The 19,620-nt window shown below is 54.5% G+C and carries 16 protein-coding genes; 10 read left to right on the forward strand and 6 right to left on the reverse strand.

Features of this window, described 5'->3' with window-relative positions; translation table 11 throughout:
* The first annotated feature begins 193 nt into the window (after positions 1-193).
* The 10 genes from pth to OEV49_11065 all read left to right on the forward strand — a co-directional run bounded on the left by pth (position 194) and on the right by OEV49_11065 (position 7,175).
* On the forward strand, positions 194-781 hold the full coding sequence (gene pth / locus OEV49_11020) for an aminoacyl-tRNA hydrolase (GenBank protein ID MDH3891604.1): 588 nt from the start codon (positions 194-196) through the stop codon (positions 779-781).
* Positions 782-847: 66 nt separating this feature from the next.
* Positions 848-1,645: a 30S ribosomal protein S6 gene (rpsF, locus tag OEV49_11025; GenBank protein ID MDH3891605.1), complete on the forward strand. Its 798-nt coding sequence runs from the start codon at positions 848-850 to the stop codon at positions 1,643-1,645.
* Positions 1,646-1,843: 198 nt separating this feature from the next.
* Positions 1,844-2,077: a 30S ribosomal protein S18 gene (rpsR, locus tag OEV49_11030; protein MDH3891606.1), complete on the forward strand. Its 234-nt coding sequence runs from the start codon at positions 1,844-1,846 to the stop codon at positions 2,075-2,077.
* Positions 2,061-3,116 (forward strand): YybS family protein, encoded by a 1,056-nt coding sequence (locus OEV49_11035; protein ID MDH3891607.1) that lies wholly within the window; start codon positions 2,061-2,063, stop codon positions 3,114-3,116. Before rpsR ends, OEV49_11035 begins: the two co-directional genes overlap by 17 nt.
* Positions 3,117-3,154: 38 nt before the next feature.
* Positions 3,155-3,601, forward strand: coding sequence for a 50S ribosomal protein L9 (rplI, locus tag OEV49_11040; GenBank protein ID MDH3891608.1), 447 nt, complete (start codon positions 3,155-3,157; stop codon positions 3,599-3,601).
* Positions 3,602-3,603: 2 nt separating this feature from the next.
* Positions 3,604-4,101 carry a bifunctional nuclease family protein gene (locus OEV49_11045; GenBank protein ID MDH3891609.1) on the forward strand — a complete coding sequence of 166 codons (498 nt, stop codon included), beginning with the start codon at positions 3,604-3,606 and terminating at the stop codon, positions 4,099-4,101.
* Complete coding sequence (locus OEV49_11050; protein ID MDH3891610.1) at positions 4,101-5,900, forward strand: penicillin-binding protein activator; 1,800 nt, start codon at positions 4,101-4,103, stop codon at positions 5,898-5,900. Before OEV49_11045 ends, OEV49_11050 begins: the two co-directional genes overlap by 1 nt.
* Positions 5,901-5,984: 84 nt before the next feature.
* Positions 5,985-6,185, forward strand: coding sequence for a hypothetical protein (locus tag OEV49_11055; protein ID MDH3891611.1), 201 nt, complete (start codon positions 5,985-5,987; stop codon positions 6,183-6,185).
* 7 nt (positions 6,186-6,192) lie between these two features.
* Positions 6,193-6,714, forward strand: coding sequence for a divalent metal cation transporter (locus tag OEV49_11060; protein MDH3891612.1), 522 nt, complete (start codon positions 6,193-6,195; stop codon positions 6,712-6,714).
* Positions 6,711-7,175 (forward strand): hypothetical protein, encoded by a 465-nt coding sequence (locus tag OEV49_11065; GenBank protein MDH3891613.1) that lies wholly within the window; start codon positions 6,711-6,713, stop codon positions 7,173-7,175. The genes OEV49_11060 and OEV49_11065 overlap by 4 nt, the downstream gene beginning before the upstream one ends.
* A 450-nt stretch (positions 7,176-7,625) precedes the next feature.
* On the opposite strand, the gene OEV49_11070 is transcribed toward OEV49_11065, so the two are convergent.
* The 6 genes from OEV49_11070 to OEV49_11095 form a co-directional block, all read right to left on the reverse strand.
* On the reverse strand, positions 7,626-8,990 hold the full coding sequence (locus tag OEV49_11070; GenBank protein ID MDH3891614.1) for a DUF4340 domain-containing protein: 1,365 nt from the start codon (positions 8,988-8,990) through the stop codon (positions 7,626-7,628).
* A 3-nt stretch (positions 8,991-8,993) separates the two neighbouring features.
* On the reverse strand, positions 8,994-11,648 hold the full coding sequence (locus OEV49_11075) for a Gldg family protein (protein ID MDH3891615.1): 2,655 nt from the start codon (positions 11,646-11,648) through the stop codon (positions 8,994-8,996).
* Positions 11,645-12,406: an ABC transporter ATP-binding protein gene (locus tag OEV49_11080; GenBank protein MDH3891616.1), complete on the reverse strand. Its 762-nt coding sequence runs from the start codon at positions 12,404-12,406 to the stop codon at positions 11,645-11,647. Before OEV49_11080 ends, OEV49_11075 begins: the two co-directional genes overlap by 4 nt.
* A 598-nt stretch (positions 12,407-13,004) precedes the next feature.
* On the reverse strand, positions 13,005-15,587 hold the full coding sequence (locus tag OEV49_11085) for a T9SS type A sorting domain-containing protein (GenBank protein ID MDH3891617.1): 2,583 nt from the start codon (positions 15,585-15,587) through the stop codon (positions 13,005-13,007).
* 728 nt (positions 15,588-16,315) lie between these two features.
* Entirely contained in the window at positions 16,316-18,640 is a 2,325-nt protein-coding gene (locus OEV49_11090; GenBank protein ID MDH3891618.1) for a hypothetical protein, read from the reverse strand.
* Between the two features lie 362 nt (positions 18,641-19,002).
* Positions 19,003-19,443: a transposase gene (locus OEV49_11095; protein MDH3891619.1), complete on the reverse strand. Its 441-nt coding sequence runs from the start codon at positions 19,441-19,443 to the stop codon at positions 19,003-19,005.
* Positions 19,444-19,620 lie beyond the last annotated feature (177 nt).

Here is a 19,620-nt window from a genome sequence, read left to right on the forward strand (position 1 = left end):
AGGTAATCTTGCTTGGAATCTCCACCCATAATCGCGTCTCCTTTCGGTAACATCAATTATGAGTCAACGTATCATTCGACCCTGACAATTCCCGGCACTTCGGTAACATTAATTGTGAGGCAATTCGGGCTGCAAAACACCCTCCAAAACCGCTTGACAGGTGGGGGCGATTTTCCTATACTGGCGGGCTGCCGTGGGCAGCGTTGTTATGCTCTCGCTTTTTGTTGGACTGGGAAATATCGGCGCCGCCTACTCAGGCACACGCCACAATGTCGGCTTTGAGGTCGTGCGAAAGGTCGCCATAGCCCTCAAGGCCGTGCTCCAGCCGGCAACTGCCGAGTACGACTGGGCGGTGGCGAGACATGGCGACAACGAGACAGTGTTGATGCTGCCTCGGCTTTACATGAACCGCTCCGGTGCGGCGATTGAGGCTCTTTTACAGAGAAAAGAACTGACCAAATCGCAGATGTTGGTGATAGTCGATGATGTCCACCTACCGTTGGGTCGGTTGCGTTTTAGGCGCGACGGTTCCGACGGCGGTCACAACGGTTTGGCCTCGATTATTGAAACGCTCGAAAGTGAAAACTTTGCCAGATTGCGTTTGGGAATCGGCGCCCCGCCCGATAATATTGACAGAGCCGAGTATGTGCTGAATCGCTTTGAACGCGAGGAGATAGAACCGAAAGAAAAAATGATTACCGCCGCAACCGAGGCGGTCCTGTTTGCCAAAGACCATTGTCTCGACGAGGCAATGACAAAATATAATATTAACCCTGCCTGACTTTCTTCACTTTATCCTGAGTCAGGCCGTTTGAACCTTAAACAACGTCCACAGGGAGGATACCTGATGAGACTGTACGAGACCACATTCATTATTAACCCTCAAACCGACGATGCCACCATCGACGCACAGGTCAAGGCGGTGACGGATATTATCACCTCATCCGGCGGGAAAATCGTCTATGATAACCTCATGGGCACGCGTCGCATGGCCTACCCGATCAAAAAGCTGACTCAGGGCTATTACGCCAATTTCATCTTCGAAGCGCCAAAGACAGTGGTGGCCGGTATTGACCGTCACATGCAACTGAACGAGGCCTACCTAAGGCATCTGACTATCGTGTATGAAGGGCAAATCCCCGACAAAGATGCACCCCGAATGGAAGATGATCGTTCCTTTGGACGCCCGCGAGGTGGCTACGGTGATCGACCCCATGGCCGCCGCGAAGGCGGACGCGACGGATTCCGCGATAGAGGTCGACCGGAAGGAACCGGCCGCAGACCTGCTGGTACCGAACCTCAAGAGAGTAAACCGGCGGCCGAACCAGTGGCGAAGGCAACCGACGAATCTGCGACCGAAACCAAGGTTGAAAAACCAGCTACCCCGGAACCGGTTGTAGCCAAGGAGACGGCCGCCGAAACGCCGCCGCCGGCACCACCGGCGCCGACGCCGGAACCGACACCGGCCCCGACGCCGGAACCGACACCGGCCCCGACGGCAGAGCCGACTAAGGCAACCGAGCCTGAACCGACCCCCGAACCGGCCGCGGCTGAGCCCAAACCTGAACCACCCATTCCTACCCCACCGGTTGCCCCCGCCGAAGAGACCGCTACCGAAGAGTATCGTGAGGACGAGGAACTGTAGTGGATCGCTGCAACCGACTGGTTAAACTCCACGGCCGACTCCGGCTGAGCTCCAGTGCGTGGTGTACGGCCTGGGTGCCAAACCCATGTCACCCTGAGCGCAGTCGAAGGGTGAGCGCGGTCGATGCAAGGGCAGACGAGGACGGCCACATGTGGTTTCCACTTGTCGCCCACGAAGTAAGTTGAAAGGAATAATGATATGGCTGAGATGAGAATGAGACGACGGAAGATATGCCGCTATTGTGAAAACAAAATCGAATATGTGGACTATAAGGACGAGCGATTACTTCGCCGTTTTGTGAACGAACGCGGGAAGATAATCCCCCGCCGCATCTCCGGAAACTGCGCCCGCCACCAGCGAAAACTGACCGTTGCGGTCAAAAGAGCGCGTATTCTGGCAATACTGGCCTTTGAGAGTGAATCTTATAGGTGAGAAAGCGGCCCCAACGGTGGCCCCGCAGGAAACGGTAGAAAACAGCCGACGGAGCACCCATGTTCTGACGGCTGTTCTCTTCCCGATTGTCGTAATCCTGACACATTCGGAATCTGTCGTTCAGGTGCCTTTTCTGCTGACGCTGCTGATCTCTGTCGTGGCCTACTTTGCCACCATGTATCTATTCTACGGGATAGCTGAGTTGGCTTTCGACCGGCGAACCAATATGCTTTGGGGCAGCGCCGTTACTGCCTTCATTCTGGGTTTTCTGGTCTCAGGGTTGGCCAATATCTGGCCACTTCTGACGGGATGCAGCATGATGTTGTTTGGCGGCGTGATTGCCGGTCGTATGATGGCCGACGAAAAGCCGATCGGCCGGGTTTATCTGTTGGCCGGATTTGCCGTCGTCGTTTTTTTCACGGCCCAGTTCTCCAGTCTATGGGGACCTGTCATGGCGAAGATGACTGAAGATCTGCCGACGATTCTGACCGAGCTGGAGTCTCTGTACAGTTCACTTGGCGCCAGTGCCGAGACTGCCCAGGACGCCCTGAATCAAAGTGCCAAGATGTTTACGGCACTGACCAGAGTTGTTCCGGCGTTGACTTTGTTGGGAGCGCTCTTGCAGTTCAGTTTCGGGTTTCTGGCTTTCAGTTACGTAATGGGACGACGTTATCCAGAGAGACGCTTGTGGATACCATTCAGTAACTGGCGGGTGCCGTTTGCTGTTACCCCGGTTCTGGCTGTGGCCATATTAGCGCGCCTGATGGGTAGTGAGACGGTCCAGTTGGTTTCAGACAATGTCCTGGCCATTCTGGCTGTCTACTATTCTATTGCCGGGCTGGCTTTGATCGAGTATTATATGAACAAGTTGAGTCTGTCGCCTCTGTTGAGAATCAGCTTCTACCTGCTGCTGTTCGTGACGCAGTTCTGGAGCTTTCTGGCGGCGGCGGCTCTGTTTGGAACCCTGATCCTGTTGGGGTTTGTCGATGGTTTCGCCGATTGGCGGAAAAAGGAACCTCAGGCTACTGAGGCGGTGTAAACAAGAGAGTATTTGTGGTTTTATAGGAAGGTCCAACGATGAAAGTAATATTGAGAGAGGATGTCGCTGATATCGGCCAGGCCGGTCAGACTGTCGAGGTAAAAGACGGCTACGGTCGGAACTACCTGATTCCCCGTAATCTGGCTATTGTGGCCAGCAAAGGGAACCTTAGATCAATCGGCGAGGTCACCAAGCAGAAAGAACTCCGCGAACGCAAGCTCCGTCGTGAAGCCGAAGTTGTCAAGGAGAAGATAGAGAAGCTGGAGTTGTCGGCCGAAGTGCTGGTCGGTGAAGAGGACAAGGTGTTCGGATCGGTCACCGTTCACGACATTGTTGAATTGCTGTCCACCGAAGGTATCACCGTACCCAAACATACGGTCAAGCTGGACGAGCCGATCAAGGTGCTGGGTGTCTACACCGTACCGATCAAGATCGAAAAAGATGTCACGGCCGAGTTGAAACTCTGGGTAGTAAAGAAAACCTGAGTATGAACCTGATCGAAGCGACCGTTGAGGGTCTGGCCATGGATATGACCACCAACTCGCCCGTGGTCATCCTCTCACCCCTTGGGCTGGACAAGGTTTTACCGATTTGGATCGGTCATGCCGAGGCCTGGGGAATCGCTATGGAACTGTCCGGCATCAGCTCGAAACGCCCGATGACTTACGATTTACTGAAAACCGTAATCGGCGCTGTGGAGGCCAATGTGGATCGGGTGGAAGTCACCGAGTTGAAGGATCAGACATTCTTCGCCCGCATCCATCTGACCTGCAACGATCACACTCACCAGATCGATGCACGACCTTCAGACTCAATCGCCCTGGCATTGAAAACCAAGGCGAAGATCTACGTCAATGAGGAACTGTTCAGTCTCTCAGCAGACGACCAAACATCCGAGCCGCCGCCGATGCCGACCGATCCGGAGTCCTTACGAGAACGTCTGAAACGGATCAACCCAGAAGATTTCGGGAAATATCAACTCTGATGCAGAAAAAGCTGTGGCCGGCCCTCATTGGTCTCACTTTACTGGTCGCTTACTCGATCGCTCTCTGCGCCGCCGGGATCGAGGACCAAAAGGAAGTGGTGGCCGAGTACACCAAGGGTCGGCGGCTGATGAGAGAGTCCGACTATTTCGGAGCTTCAAAAGTCTTCCAGCAACTTGAGGGGCGGTTCCCGGACAGTAAGAATCTTGATCTGTTCGTCCTGCACAGGTCCAAGTGTGACTTCTATCTCGGTGAGTTTGCAAAAGCCGCGGCCGGTTTCAGTTTTTTCTTAAACCGCTTCGCAGGTTCAGCCGAGACCCCTTATGCTCACTTCTTTCTGGCCAACTGCCAATACCGTCAGGGGCAGGGCGCCGAAGCGGTGCAGAATTATCTCGATGCCTACCGACTGTCACAAGACAATCGGCTGGATGACCTGGTGCGCAGATCCATAGAGGCTGCCTTGGCCAATGCCTCTGCGGTCACACTTGATCCCACCTTTCTGGAGAACATCCCGGAACACAAACGATGCCCTATCGTTCGATCCACGGCACCCTATTTGGCTCAATCAAGCAACCGAGCGGCAGCCGAAAGGCTGCTAACGGCATGTGGTGAGCAGATGGATCGGTATCAGCGTCGGGTACAAAACTCGTCACCATCCAACGAGACCTTGTCGATACCGATGATGTTGCCGTTCTCCGGTGAACTTTCAGGATATGGTCAGGAGATTTACAATGGCGCGGTGATTGCGGCCGAACGGTTCCGTCGGGAGTCCGGCCTGCTCATTGAATTGGTGCCCCACGATACCAAAGGTGACCCCATGGAGGCAGCGCGGCTGGCCGCCGAATTGTCTCAGGACAGGTCCATCCCGGCTGCTATCGGTCCTCTGACCTCGGATGCCGCTGCTGTAACCTCGGCCACCTTGGCTTGTCGTGAGCTGCCTTTGGTGATCCCGGCCGCCACCCAGGCGGGGTTGGCTCGTTTGTCAAAGAACACTTTTCAGTTGTCTCCGAATATCGAGTTACAAGGGCTGATAATGGCTCAGTACGCAGTCGACAGCCTCAAAGCCGACTCAGCGGTCATCGTGACATCGACCGCCGCCGATCACTTGCGAATGTCACGCGCGTTTGCCCGGAGGTTTGAGACTCTGGGAGGAGAGGTGGTGGCGGTAGAGTACTATCGATCACGCGACAAAGATTTCGGACCGTATTTGCGTGATGTCAAAGCGATGCTGTGGGACCGTCATCCGGATTCCATTTTTTTCACCAACGAGTACGGTGACACTCTCGACCCCGACGGTATCCCTGTACAAATCGACTGCCTCTACCTGCCCGGCTCACCACAACAACTGAGGCAGTTATTGCCGCAAATACACTTTTACAAAATCGAAGGCGCCTACCTCGGTAGTGACGGCTGGGCCGACGATGCCATTCTCAGGCTTGGCGACGATGTCACTCGTGGCGCTGTCCTGCCGTCGCCGTTCCTATCGGCCTTTAACTCCGAGGAATACACTCAGTTTGCCGCCGCCTATGATACTCGGTACGGCATGCAGCCACCCCGCCTGGCAGCCCTTGGATATGATGCTCTCAGGCTGATCTCATTGACGATAGCCGAGTCTGCGGGAGACAGGGACAAACTTGTAAAGCGATTGGCTGCAACCCGCGACTTTGTCGGCGCTTCCGGGCGGATCACCTGGTCGGATCAGCGCGAGAATACAAATATGCCACTCTATCGCATCAGTTCAGGCGTTGCCCAACCGCTAACACCGCCCACAACTGTCGCCGACGAACCACCCATCGAGTGATGCGGCAAGCATTGCTTTTTATCTCAGATAGATTATATTCAACGCACATTAAAGGACCCACGTTAATGACCAAAGGGTACGACTATGGATGACAAGAAAGTCGCTTTGAGAATGGTGATCGACGGTAAGGAACGCGAGGTATCTTATGAAGAACTTGCCCTGTCCAACAACCTCGCCCAGGAAGCGCTGGTCAGACTCCTGATTGAGAAAAAACTGTTTGAGCCCAAGGAACTTATTGACATCATGGAGAAGGTCAAGAAAGAACGGTACCGACAGGCCGAGTAGGAGTGTCATGGCCGACCCCCAACCGAACGCTGATAATTCTCAGAAGTGTGGCGCATCAGCGTCGACCCAGCTCACACCAAACGAGCAGGGCGACTCACTTCAGTGGCGTTGCCACCCGGTCAAACGTCGACTGTCGGTATCCTTCGCGGTGTCGTTGTTCATTATCATAGTGGCCATGGCTGTATTCTACAGCACCGATTCCAGAGTCTTCACGGTGTTGGCCCTGGTGGTTATGCTCGGCTCTCTGGCCAAGTTCTACTTTCCAACAAGCTATCGACTAACCGCCGAAAATGTAACCGTCAAAACGACCACTACAACGATCAGTAAACCATGGTCGCAGTATCGCAGTTTCTATCCCGACAAGAACGGCCTTCTGCTCTCGCCGTTTGCCGAACCCTCAAGGCTTGAAAACTTCCGGGGGCTTTATCTGATGTTCTCGGGCAATCGGGACGAAGTTATAGCCTTTGTGCGCGACCATATCGGAAAACCACCGCAGTCGAAAACTTCCGCAGGTGAACAGCAGACATGAGTTTCTTTAAGTCCAACCGGCAACTGCCCGATCCGGAAAAGCCGGCATTGCCCGCCGAGGAGGATGCCGTACTGGAGAAGCTGGCCCAAAAAGTTGTCGCATGGAAGATGACGGTCCCGGCTATACTGGCGCTTGAATCGGTAAAGCCGCTAAATTTTATCGGTTCACAGGCGATGGTCTTCTTCGAGCCGATCATTCAGTCGGTGTTTAGTATCAAGGATTACGACACTCTCCGATGTGCTTTGGAGAAACGCGAAACGATCGAAATCCTGTTGTTGAAAATTGAGGCTCACGACGTAGTCGCCCAGGCTCGAGAGAAGCGCATCAAGAAGTTCATGAAAGCCGAGCGGAAGAACTGGAGATGGTACCAGCGTTATCTGGGTGTCTTCGTACCTAAGACCATTGTACCCGACGACGTTCTTGATCCTCCTGAAAAGAATTCCGACACAGCCACAAGTTAAGTCACGACTGGGTGGCCCGGACTTCAGTCCGTGTTTCGATGATTTGTGCCCGCGTGATCTTCAGATGGCGCGGGAATGACAGCCCGGTGTCCGGACGTTTTGTGCGTGGTGTACGTCCTCGTGCGCCACGTCAGGATTGCCCAGACGTTCTTCTGCTGGGTGGCACCCTCAAACCCGGTTTGGGGGTGGCTCTTGTCTTCTCCGTCCCAGACAAGGTTTGAGACGGCCACTCGGCGGCATGACAGAGATGCCGCTCTACTAAGAAAAGATGGATTCCCGCCTTCGCAGGAATGACAGCCCGGTGTCCGGACGTTTTGTGCGTAGTGCACACCCCTGTGCGCCACGTCACGTCTGCCCGGTCAAAGCGGCGGGTTCACGCCGCGGCGCGCAGGCGAAGATGGACCCGCCAAACTTTGCGAGGCGCGAAGCGCAAAAAAGTGATTTATCACCCTACGATTCTGTCGGCTTTACCACCATGTCGGCGCGGGTGCGGCGGATTTTGCCGTAGCTGTCGGCAGAAATCACATAGTACCACTTGGCAAAACGTGCGTTGAGTTCGTCCGCTCGCTTCTGACCATCGGCCAGGTCGCGTTCCCACTTGACATAGGCATCCTGCGCCAAACGGTTGGCCCGGTCCTCTTCGGTCCAGGTGGAATCCGGTTTACCTTGATACGACTTGTCGGTTGGCGGGGTCGGTTTTTTGCCCAGCATCGACTGATCAAACTCGGCGGTGACGAACAGGTAACGATTCTCCGCCGGACCGGATGCCTCCTGTTGTTCAACGCCGCCGGCTGTCAGCGCATCGCCGGAACCATAGGCGATCTCACCGAACCGAAGGATGTACTTGACACCCTCTTTGGTCAAAGCCTGCAATTCCCCTTCGTTGGACAAAAGTTGGCCGTCGCGCGAAAAGAAATACCCTTTGCTCTGGAGCGAGTAAGCATCGGCCTGAGAGATTTTCGTTCCCTCGGCCAGTTCGTTCAATGATTGGGAAACACCTTCCGGTTTGGGGCGCACCCCGACTATTCTCAAGTCTTCTAAAGCTGTCAGCAACTCCTGCATCTTGGTGGAGTCGACCACCTTTCCTGACGGCATCTTGTTGGCTTTCCAGGTCTCGCCCTCTTTGGAGAGAACCAGTTCATCGCGACGGTCGACGCTTCGTGTACGTTCGTTGATTCGGTAGTCTTTGACCAGGACCTTCCGGAGTTTGAATTTCTGCACATCAAGCAGATTGGTCTCGATCCAGTCTTCAAAGCGGGTAGACAAATCAATATCGACCCTGGCTGCATAGACCCGGTTTTGATCCGGTACTCGGACAAAGCGCAATCCTTCGCGCCCGCCCACCGGGCTACCGACGATGAAGTCGGCCAACATCTGATTGCCCGAGCCCTTGAGGGTCACCCGCTGTCCTCTACCGGTCAGGCTGGCCGCTTCATCCATTGGGTCGATCACGCCCAAAGCCTCGTGGTCAGCGACCGTACTCGATCGGAAGTCGTCCTTTTTGATACCGATCACGCCGGCGGCTGTCTTGGCCAGACGGTCCTTGCCGTCGGCCGGGTAATCGTGGTGCGAAGGAATGGTCCAGCGTCCACCATCGAACGTCACTTTGAACGGTTTGGCCGAAGCAGTGGTTTGGTCGTAGTCGATCACTTCGAGCGTGGTGGCTTCATTGGGATCAACAAAGTCCGGGAAGAACTCCTCACCCTGATCCAGAAAGGCTTCGGACGTGATTTTGTCCGGTGCCGTAACCATGGCCAAAAGCAAAAGCACGACGGCGGTGCCGATATAGTAAGCTGTTTTCTTGGTTTCGTGCATGGCTTAACTCCTCAACCTTCTGGCGGCAATGGCCCCTTCGTACTCTCGTTTGCGCCTCCTGACAAAAATCATGACGCCCATAGCAAAGACCGGAATCGGCGGCAGCAACACGGCCAGACTTTTGATCCGGGTCTGGATACCACGCACTGCCGTTTCCATCTTTTCTTTCGATGCCTGCACGGTCGCTTCTTTGCGTGTTTCGATGTTGGTTTTCATCGCCTCGAAACGACGGTTCTCGACCTCCTGCAGGTTCTGAGCCATTATTTGCTTGGTCTGCTGATCGAGGTCGGGCCGGTTCTGTACTTCGGCCACTTTTTCGTTTAATCGTTGTTGGGCATCGGCCAACGCCTGTTGCGCCTGAGACTCAGCCTCTCTTTCTTCCGTCATCCTCTGTTCGACAAAGCCGCGCGTCTGGGCTTCGACCGTTTCAAGGGTACGATGTTTGACCCGCTTCTTGCGCAGATCGATAAACGATTCGTCACTTACCAGCATATCCATGCAATTGAGAACGAATGTGACGTTGTCGAAATTGAGATTCTGCATGCCACGCTGACGAATCTGGAAGAACTGTTCGCTGATGAAATCCAGGTCGGCAATCACGGTGAGATTGACCGTGTTAAGTTTCGATTGGTCCTGGCCGGGCGAGGTTGAGTTGCCGCGAACATTTGCGGCCAGCGTATAAACCTCACCACTCTGCACGCGACGGGGGTTCCGATTAAGGGTCATGCCGAAGAAACTGCGTTGCACCAACTGTTGAAAGTTGAGCGAACCCGATACCCGTCCGGTGCGCAAGAGTGGCTCAAACTCAAGGGTACTACCGGCCGCCTTGTTGAGACTGCCGGGGTAAAGCACCACCATCTCCTGCAATCCGGCGCTGGCCCGATTCATACTGCTGAAGGCATCAACGGTCTGGTTGCCTTCGCCCACGAAGATGATCTCCGGTTGCAATTGCACCAGGTCCGGATGCGGGTTGTAGGTATCCCAGGTTACCTGCATCGGATTGAAACCGACCCCGAGTTCGGTCATAAACTGGTTGATGTTTCCTTTGGGTTCCTGCGGCTGTTGTTGTTGCTGGAACGGGTTGGTGTTGCCGCCGGCCGGAACAGCCGGAGACAGGCCGATGTTGACAACCGGCAACGGATCAACCAACAATAGCGTCGGGTTTCCGGCCAGGATGTATGCTTTGAGGTTGTCCATCTCAGGCTGGGTCAAGGACGATGGTAGCGCTACCAAAAGCCCATCCATCGGTTCGGTGATAGGTTCGGCGGCCGAAATCTGTGCGATCTCGTATTGCTTGTTCAACTCGGCCACCACCGACCAGGGCGGTTGGGAGTTCATGGTCTGATAATCGAAGCCGCCGGACAGTTTTACCGCCGTGGCCAGGATACCTATCTTTTTGCGTTGCGTGTTGACCGCAACGCGAATGCTCCGAATCAGTTCATATTCCACCGGCAAGCCGCGATCAAAAAACGGAATCACCATTTCATTGACACCCGAGGCGAAAGCCACCCCCATGAACACTTTCTCAGCGGCTCCGCCGACACCCATAACATCGCGCGGCATGATGCCGAATTTTTCACGCGCATCGCGGGCCTCGTCGGTGAAGGGCTCGGTATCATGAATTATAACCTGCACGTTCTGACCACCGAGCGCAGAGATCTCCTTGAGCTTCCCAACCAAGTTGGCCCGGGTCTGCACCATCAGACGAGGCACCTCGGGGCTGATGAAGGCCTGCACCAAAATGGGCCGGTCATCCGGAATCTGACTGATAAGCTCTTCACTTTCATCGGACAGGGAGTGCAACTGTTCCGCGGTGGAATCAAGGCGGAACTCGGCCCGTCCGACCACGGCGTTAAGACTTATCAGAGCCACCACCAACGCCACGGCGCGGGCCAGATGATGTATCCAGAACCGGTAGCCTCCCGCTTCGGCCGGCCAGTGCCGGCGTCCGAGCAAGATGACGTTGATATACAGCACTGCTGAGGCGACTGAGATAAAATACAAAAGCCCCGAGAAACTTATGACACCGATGGCAAAGTCGGCGAAGTATGCAAATACGCCGATCGGCGCCAACCATTCCTGAAGAGCATCGCTTACCACCCACTGGGAGGAGTTTACAAACACGAAAGCAGAACAAAAGACAGCACCCAGGACAAATCCGACCGTCCCGTTGGCCGTCAACATCGATGCCAACATGCCGACCGACAAGAGCGCCGCACCGATAAGCCAATAGCCAAAGTAATTGGCGAACATCAACCCGATGTCGGGGCTACCCAGCCAAAAGAGGACAAAAATGTGGCTGACCGACAGAAGTAGTGAAGCTGTATATATCCCAAGTACGGCCATATATTTGCCGAGTACGATTTCCAGATCGGTGGCCGGCAGCGTCAACAGTAGTTCATCGGTGCCGGCCCGGCGTTCATCGGCCCAAACGCCCATGGTCAGGGCCGGGACAAACAAAACCAGCAACAGGGGGAAAAGACTGTTCAACTGGTCCAGGTTGGCCAGATTGTCGGCAAAGAAACGCTGCTGCCAGAAGGCTGCCGCGGCGCTCAGAAGTATGAACAGCGTTACGAACACATAGCCGGTCGGGCTGGCAAAGTAGGATCTGAGGTCCCGTTTGGCCAGAGTCAGGATCATCTCTTTGTTGATGCTCATACCGTCCCCGCTTCCTTGGCCGCCGGACGACCGTAGTTGGTCAACTTGTAGAACGCCTCTTCCAGCGATTCGTCGCGGCGCAGTTCGTGGTAGCCGCCGTCGAACAGAAGCCGACCCTCGTGAATGAACAGTACGCGGTCGGCGATTGCTTCCACCTCCTGAAGGATATGCGTTGAAATCAGGACGGTTTTGGACTGCGCCAACTTGGAAATATTGGTGCGAAAATCGCGAATCTGGTTGGGGTCCAACCCAGCCGTCGGTTCGTCCATAATGAGGACCTCCGGATCGTGCAGAAGGGCCTGGGCCAGCCCGACACGCTGACGGTAACCGCGCGAGAGCTTGCCTATCGGCTTCTCCAGCACTTCGCTGATAGCGCATGATTCGGTTACCGCCTCAATTCGGTCGCTGAGAGCTTGGTTGGCCATACCCCGGGCCGAGCCAAAAAACTTGAGCAACTCCACCGGCGTCATCTCATCATAAAGAGGACCGTTCTCCGGAAGATACCCCAGCCGTCGTGAAGCCTCAAGCCGCTGTGAGCCGACGTCAAGTCCGGCAATCGACGCCGTTCCTTCGCTGGGTGCCAAAAACCCGCTCAGAATGCGCATAGTGGTCGACTTTCCAGCGCCGTTGGGTCCCAGGAATGCGACTATCTGCCCGCTGGCGATTGAAAAGTTGATATCCTCGATAGCCACGAAGGCGCCGTAGTATTTGCTTAGGCCCACGGCTTCAATCATGGCCGGGGTGGATGCTTCGTTCATAGTCTTACCTCGTGTTTTTTCAGCACCATCACCAATGAAACCTGATAAGTGTGTTCCAGATCTGGCTCTTTTTTTTCAAAACAGGGTCCAAAATATACCCGTTCGGGTTGCCTGTCAATAGCCAGAATTGGACCGTTGCACTGCTGTCGGGCGCTTCAGTCGCCTCAAATTTATTTATATTCGTTTGTCGAATTGAAGTTCCAGACAACCACAAAAAAAGCTACTCGGAGCAGGTAAGGCGCAGACCTTTTAGCAGTAGGTCAGAAGCCCTGTGCTCCGGACACAGATTGTACAGTGGTGTTGGGCGACCCCGCCCGACACATTCGGTAGGTCAGGACCCCTGTGCTCCTGACTCTTGGTCACCGTCAGGTGCGTAAAGGACCTGACCTACAATACTGCCCTCTGGCAGTCAGGCGAGTCGCCTGACTGCACCTGCAATTTGAACTTCCCGACGACCACAAAAAAAAGCCACTCCTTAAAAGGAGTGGCTTACTAATCGCATCCGTAGGGCAGAACCGCTTCTGGCTCTGCCGTTCTCATTTGTCGGAACCGCTAATCCGCCGCGGCGGACGACCTACACAAGTAATGAATCGCGGGGTTACTTCAGCAACATCATTTTCCGCGTTTGGGAGTACCCTGTCGTTTCCAACCTGTAAAAATACACTCCGCTGGCTGTGTTACTACCGTCGAAAACGGCAGAGTGAGCGCCCGCTTCGAGATGACCGTTGACCAACTCGGCTACTTTCTGACCCATGACGTTGTAGACAGCCAGTTTCACCAGTCCGCCAACCGGCAGGCTGAAGTCTATCTGCGTGTCCGGGTTGAACGGGTTCGGGTAGTTCTGGTGCAGAGTGTATGTGGATGGTGTCACGGCGCCCTTGAAAGCGTTCTTTATCAGCACACCTTGAGCCCGCCGCCCGTCGGCAGCCACCAGCGCCGATCCGATCTCCCATCTACCCGGAATCTCAACGATCTTTCGAATGCCGGCTTCGATGCTCTCACTGCCATCGAGATCAAGCAGTCCGATCCGCAGACGGTCGTCTACGAATCCATACAGTAAATCCAGGCGGTCACCCATCAGATTGACCGGCTCTGCGACAGTCTCGCCAACCAGCCGGACTTCCAAGCCTCGAAGTACCTCAGGCGCTTCGAGAACGATTGCTGTGCTACCGTTTTCGTAGACAGCAGCCATAGTGATAGTTTCATTGATGGCTATCTTCGGGCCGCCCTCGCCGAGGCATCCGCACACCGGCGCGGCACCGCCCTGGAAGAAGTAGTCGACGAAGTACACCAAATCGGCGATGTTCGGCCCGGTGCAGGAACCGTTGACATCCATGGAGTTCATTATTGCCGGCGGAGGACCACCATTGAACATGAAGTCGACCATGTAAACGAGATCGCCAATGTCCACGGTACCGCTGCCGTCCATGTCTCCGGGAGTGTATGGCGGCACTTCGGTTACATCTCGCTCGCGGTCGAATCCAGCTTCAACGTCCAGGCCGTCGACATCGGCAAACAGCAAATTCCTGACCGGATCATGGGACAATGCTGTGTCCCAATGGACCAAACTAGGCACGTCACACTCGGCGTTCAGCGACTTGAAGTGGATGTTGAATAAGGCGTGTTCCCCGGTCGGGATTGATGCCCCCATCGAGTTGGCCAAAGCCATATAGAGAAAACCGGAATCAGGTTCAACTGAACTGAAAGTGTAGTCCCAGTTCTCAGTTTGGAGACCGACTCTCGACAGCGAATCAACGGCAACACCAACAGGGATTTTCAACGGGATCGAGGCACCCTTGATCGGCTGCGTGAGTTTGACATGAACGGGCTGAACCATGTTCCCCGTTTCGACCGTTACTGATGGTACTACCAGTGAATCGCCTGAGCTGGGCAGCACACCCAAAATCTCGAAACAGTGAGGTCCATCCCAGGCAGGTATAACCCCGGCTGTGGACTCAAGCGCCCATAACCAATACCCGCTGGGCGGATAGAAGGCCGAGTCTAAACAGAGAACCTTGCCTTCCTGGGCGCCATCGACTTCGGTGTGGATTAACAGCGATACATTGTCGAAACCATCCTCCAGGCCCGGCCCGACCATTCGTACACCGCCAAAACCGACCGTGTCGGCTCCGAATCCGTCGCAACTGTGGTGGGTGGTTTCAAAGTGCAGCTCAAATCTGTCCCACCAGCCAAGGGCGGTAGTGTCGCCCACAGCCGGTTGCCAGGTAGCGCCATCGGGCGAATAAAGCCTGAATCCGTTGGTGAATCCTTGAACGGCATACCCGGTCATGTTGGTCATTCGAAGATGATAAGTTAGCGGCACATCCGACCACAGGCCATTGTTTGATGGACTATAACCGGAGACATGATCGAGTGAAACTGAAGCTTCACCGGGTGGCGGCTGGGCAATTGTGAAACAATGGGGACCCGCCCAGATTGGGGCAAATCGCATCTTCCCCTTGACCGACCACATCCAGGCACCGCCATTCCCGAAGAAACTAGAGTCGATACAAATCGTCTTACCTTCATCGGCGGCATCAAAAGGTCCGATGGTCGCACTAAAAGCCATTGCGTCCTCTGCAACCTCCATACCCCCCGATAGTGACATTCCGATATATCCGAACAGATCGTCACCATCCCCTCCAGGACCATACGGCTCCACCCGCTTGATTAGATCAAAAGTCGGATTATTCAAAGTGTCCACGGTAGTTGTCGGCCAGGTCGCACCGTCCGGCGAGTAAATTCGGAAACCGTTGTTAACCGCCGTAATGATTGAGTCGGTAGTGTTGATGAACCGAATGTAGAAGACGATCGGTATACCGGTCGAAATCACTCCGGGACTGACTTCTCCTCCGACATGACTCAGTGTGACCATTCCAGCGGGGTACGGTGTACAATCCGTCGGTCCCACACAGGGTGCAGGCCCACCGAAAAACAAGAAGTTCAGGTAATAATCGATATCTCCAAGATCGACCCCTGGGCAGAGATCCATGTCGGCGGCCGATGGATCAGGCGGTGGCGGTCCATTAAAGTACAGCCAGTCTATCATGTATGTCAGATCAGTAATATTAAACGTGCCGTCGTCATTGACGTCCCCACACGCCGATTTGGCCTGTGCCAGTGAAGTAACCGGCAAAGCCAGCACCAGCACCACCGTCAGGTTGAGCAGTAACTTCATCATCGTCCTGTCCTCGTCTTGTTAGTGTTGCACATATCTTCCTTCTGTGGTTAGAAGAAAGTCCTCACCTGCGAACCTATTAACAATATACCGATCCCGTGCTCAAAAGCAACCCGCAAGTGCTCCAACAGTAGGTCGACACCCCTTTGGTTTCGACATCACGCGCTTCGCGTGATTCTCGTGTCCACCGTCCCAAACAAGGTTTGAGACGGCCACCCGGAATGTCATTCTGGCGGAGGCTAGAATCCAGTCTTCGAATATAGAACTGGATGCCGGATCAAAGTCCGGCATGACAGGCTTGGATGTTGTTCCCCGTCCCAAACAAGGTTTGAGACGGCCACCCATAATCGTTCTCGCGTTCGTGGGCGGCAGACGTCCACATCTGCCGCCTGATGCGTCCTGGCGGAACCGCCAAGAGGGTTCCGCCCTACGTTACTTCTGACAGGAGCAGTAGGTCGAAACCCCTGTGGTTTCGACATCACACGCTTCGCGTGGTTCTATGGCTTTGTATTGGTGGTCAAAGAAAAAACAGGCCTGCCTGTCGAAACCTCGCCCTTCGACTCCGCTCAGAATGATGTTGGTTTGACTCATGCTTCGACTGCGCTCAGCATGACATGAGGAGGCCGCGAAGCGGCAAAAAAGTGATTTATCACCCTTCGACTCCGCTCAGGGTGAGGTTGCAAGCTAGAAAGCGATTTATCGCCGCGAAGCGCATAAGGGTGATTTATCACCTAGGGACAGGCCAGCGGCGCCGGACCGCCGGTGAACATATAGTCGACCAAATAGACCAGGTCGGCAATGTCGATAACATCGTCACCGTTGAGGTCGGCTTCCTCGTCATTGAGCGGAGCCGGTCCACCGTTGAACATCCAATCGACCATATAGACCAAATCGGAGATATCAATACTGTCTCCAACGTCGCCATCAACATTGCCACGAAGCCCAATGCACCCCCCACAGGGGTCGAGGTAACAGTAGTTGAAATCACCCTGGTACACTGCGCCAACCAGTTCACCACAGTTGCCGGGTGTTAGGTTGAAACAGTCTTCGGCAGTACAGCATGCGCCACGCGCTGTGCTTACCTCACAACAACTGGGAACAGGGAAGCCGTTTACAAACACACTCATTCCGAATACGAAGTAATCTTCATACATCTGAACATCTTCGTGATCGATCTGACAATCGCCGTTCATGTCGGCGGAGTAAGGCACCGGTGGCGCCGGGCCGGTCCCCTCAACGTAGTCAATCAGGTAGGTCAGATCGCTGACCGAAAGTATGGCGCCGTCGTCATTGACATCGCCGGTGGCAAAACAGGTGGGTGCGGTGTAGTAGAAGGAGTAGATTTCAGAGTAGTCTGATGAATCTCCGACTGAGGTGCGGAAAGCTTTCACTCGCCAGAAGTAATCTTCACCCGGTACCAGCGGCGGACCGTAGTTGGGAACCTGGTTACTGGCCGTGCCGGCCACGAAAAGATAACTCGTGAAAAGACTGTCTTCTGAAAACTCCAGGCGGTAATAATCATCGTACTGCTTCCAACTGGTGGACCACTTAAAAGTGAAGGCGGAATCGGCGACCGATGCGCCGTCGGCCGGGGACAGTAGTCTCGGTTTCATGAACGGGATCGTCCAGTTGGCGCCGTAGACATCCTGGTTGCCATGACGCGTGTCGGTCCAGGTGGCGTTGATATGATCATTGAATGCGGTCACGCCGATATACTCGGCGATCAGCCCGGCTTGAGGGGATCGTTTGCCGGTGATCTCCATCCGGGGATCATCAGGCGCCGGAGTCGTGCGTCCGGAGAGTTTCAAGCTGCCGGGATCAATTGATATCTCGGAGATGCGGTGGTTGGTCGTAAAGGTGGCACCGCCGTCGAATGAGTAGGCTGCAAAAGCGTCGAATTGAAAGTGATTTATGACGTCGGTGCGCTGATCGTACCAGAGACAAACCAGAGTACCTTCCTCGTTGCAGATCAACCAGGGATGGAACTGGTCGTAGGGCGCGCCGACTCCGATATAGTCATCGTTTATGTAGACAGGGTCGGACCAGGTCGCACCGCCGGTGGTCGAACGGACCATTTCGATATTGTAGTCCTGAAACTCCCAGTTATCCGGATCCATATTGGCGTAGGCTACATAGATATTGCCATCGTGCGTCCCACCCCAAACATCGGTGGCAACTACCGGTTGGTTGTATACATTAACGCCACCGTCCACCGTCCCCCAATTGCCGACAGTATGACGGATCACTTCGGGGTCGGCGAAACTGACGCCGCCATCGGTCGACTTGGCCATCTTCAACGCCGTGAAATAGTCGCAGGTAGTTGTATCAAGGTCGCCGCCAATCCACATGACATATACCGATCCGTCGCTACCCACTGCCGGACAGGCAAACTGACCGGCGTCGAGTTCCCCCCAGCCGCAGGCCGACCCGTCCTGAGTAGGACCCACAATGACCGTGTCTTCGAAAGTCTGAGCACCGTCGGTGGAGCGGACGAACATCATGCGCGTCGGATTGGGGAAACGGGCCCAGGCGACATAGTAGTTGCCCGAATGGGGACCGTTGGTGCGGTCGACAACGGTGAACTGCTTATCCTCGAAGTACGGTCCCACTGTGTCAACCAGTGTGACCGGACCGGTCCAGCTTACTCCTTTGTCGGTCGATCTCAACACCGAGATATATGATGAATCCCAGATAGTCGTCGCACTCGGCTCGTAATCCAGCACACAGAGATAGAAGTTGCCGTCATTGTCGACCGTCAGGCAGGGGTCCGACTGTCTGGACAACACTTGCATGCTTGGATGGATCAGCGAGTCAATCCAAAAATCGTTGGCTAACCACGAACGACCGATCCCAACCTGGCGATAGCCCAGTCTGAAATCGCGCCAGACTGCAATGATGACCGTTGAATCGGTCGGACAGGTCCATATCTGCTCTTCGTTCTGAAGTTCCGGGGCGAAAGAGCTGATTCTATAATTTAACGGGATCGGTGGCTGAGCCGCCGCCGATACAGCTAGCGCCATAATGCCGAGGGCAATTAGAGTGGTTGCCGGTTTCATCGTGTTGTTCCTCGTATGTGCAAGTACGTTTGCGGTGTGTACCTTCTGCCTTTGTGTACATACCAAATATACGGGTTAAACCGTTCTTTCAAAGAGATTTGATCGGTCGGAACGGGTGACAGTCGTTGACTTCATTGGGTGGCACCCTCAAAGCCTCTTTGGGGGTGTTTCTGTTGTTTCCCCGTCCCAAACAAGTTTTGAGACGGCCACCCGACCGAAGACACAGATGGCTGGGTGGCCCGGACGTTCGTCCGGGTTTCAAGATTGGCATATCCGTTGGTTGGGTAGAACATAAGCAATCATTCCATATTGTTCATCGTTCCGCAGGGTCCTTTCCGCCTTGGCGGATGAGACCCTGCGGCTCAGAAGAGCCAATCTTTCCAAATGGGAATCGGCCCCCTCTTATCAGTCAAGTATGACGAAGCACTTGACCACTCCCAACGCTCCGCCTGAACACAAAGACCGGCCTTCCCTGGGTTGTTATGTATGTATTCCAGTTTTGTTCGGAAGACTATCTCAGATTCTATTGCTTGTCGATCGTAACCGGTTTCCCAAATCGAGGACTTTCCAGGGGCGCCGATGTTGAGTCCGTGCTGGGCCAAATACTTCTTGAAGTCACGCATGAAGGCCGAAAGATGTTTGCCATCTATAACAATTAGAAGGTGTATGTGAGTTGGCATGAATACATAGCCCGGCAGGAGAGCGCTGTACTTTTCCATGTAGAACTTCAATGATTCGGCAATAGCTTCGTAAACACCCGGAATGTCTCCGTAGCGTTCGTGGCGAAAGAAAGATGTGGTCACAAAAAAACACGAACCATGACCCTGTTCTTTGAAGCGTAATCCCATAGGTCGAATAAGCTGTCGGGTCACAATTTTGGCAAGCCAAAATCAGGACCCAACAGAACATTGCGGGTGGCCCGGACGTTCGTCCGGGTTTCAAGATAGCTTCGATGGTGATCAACCTCACGCTGAGCGGAG

This window comes from Candidatus Zixiibacteriota bacterium (genome assembly GCA_029860345.1).
GTDB lineage: Bacteria > Zixibacteria > MSB-5A5 > GN15 > FEB-12 > JAJRTA01.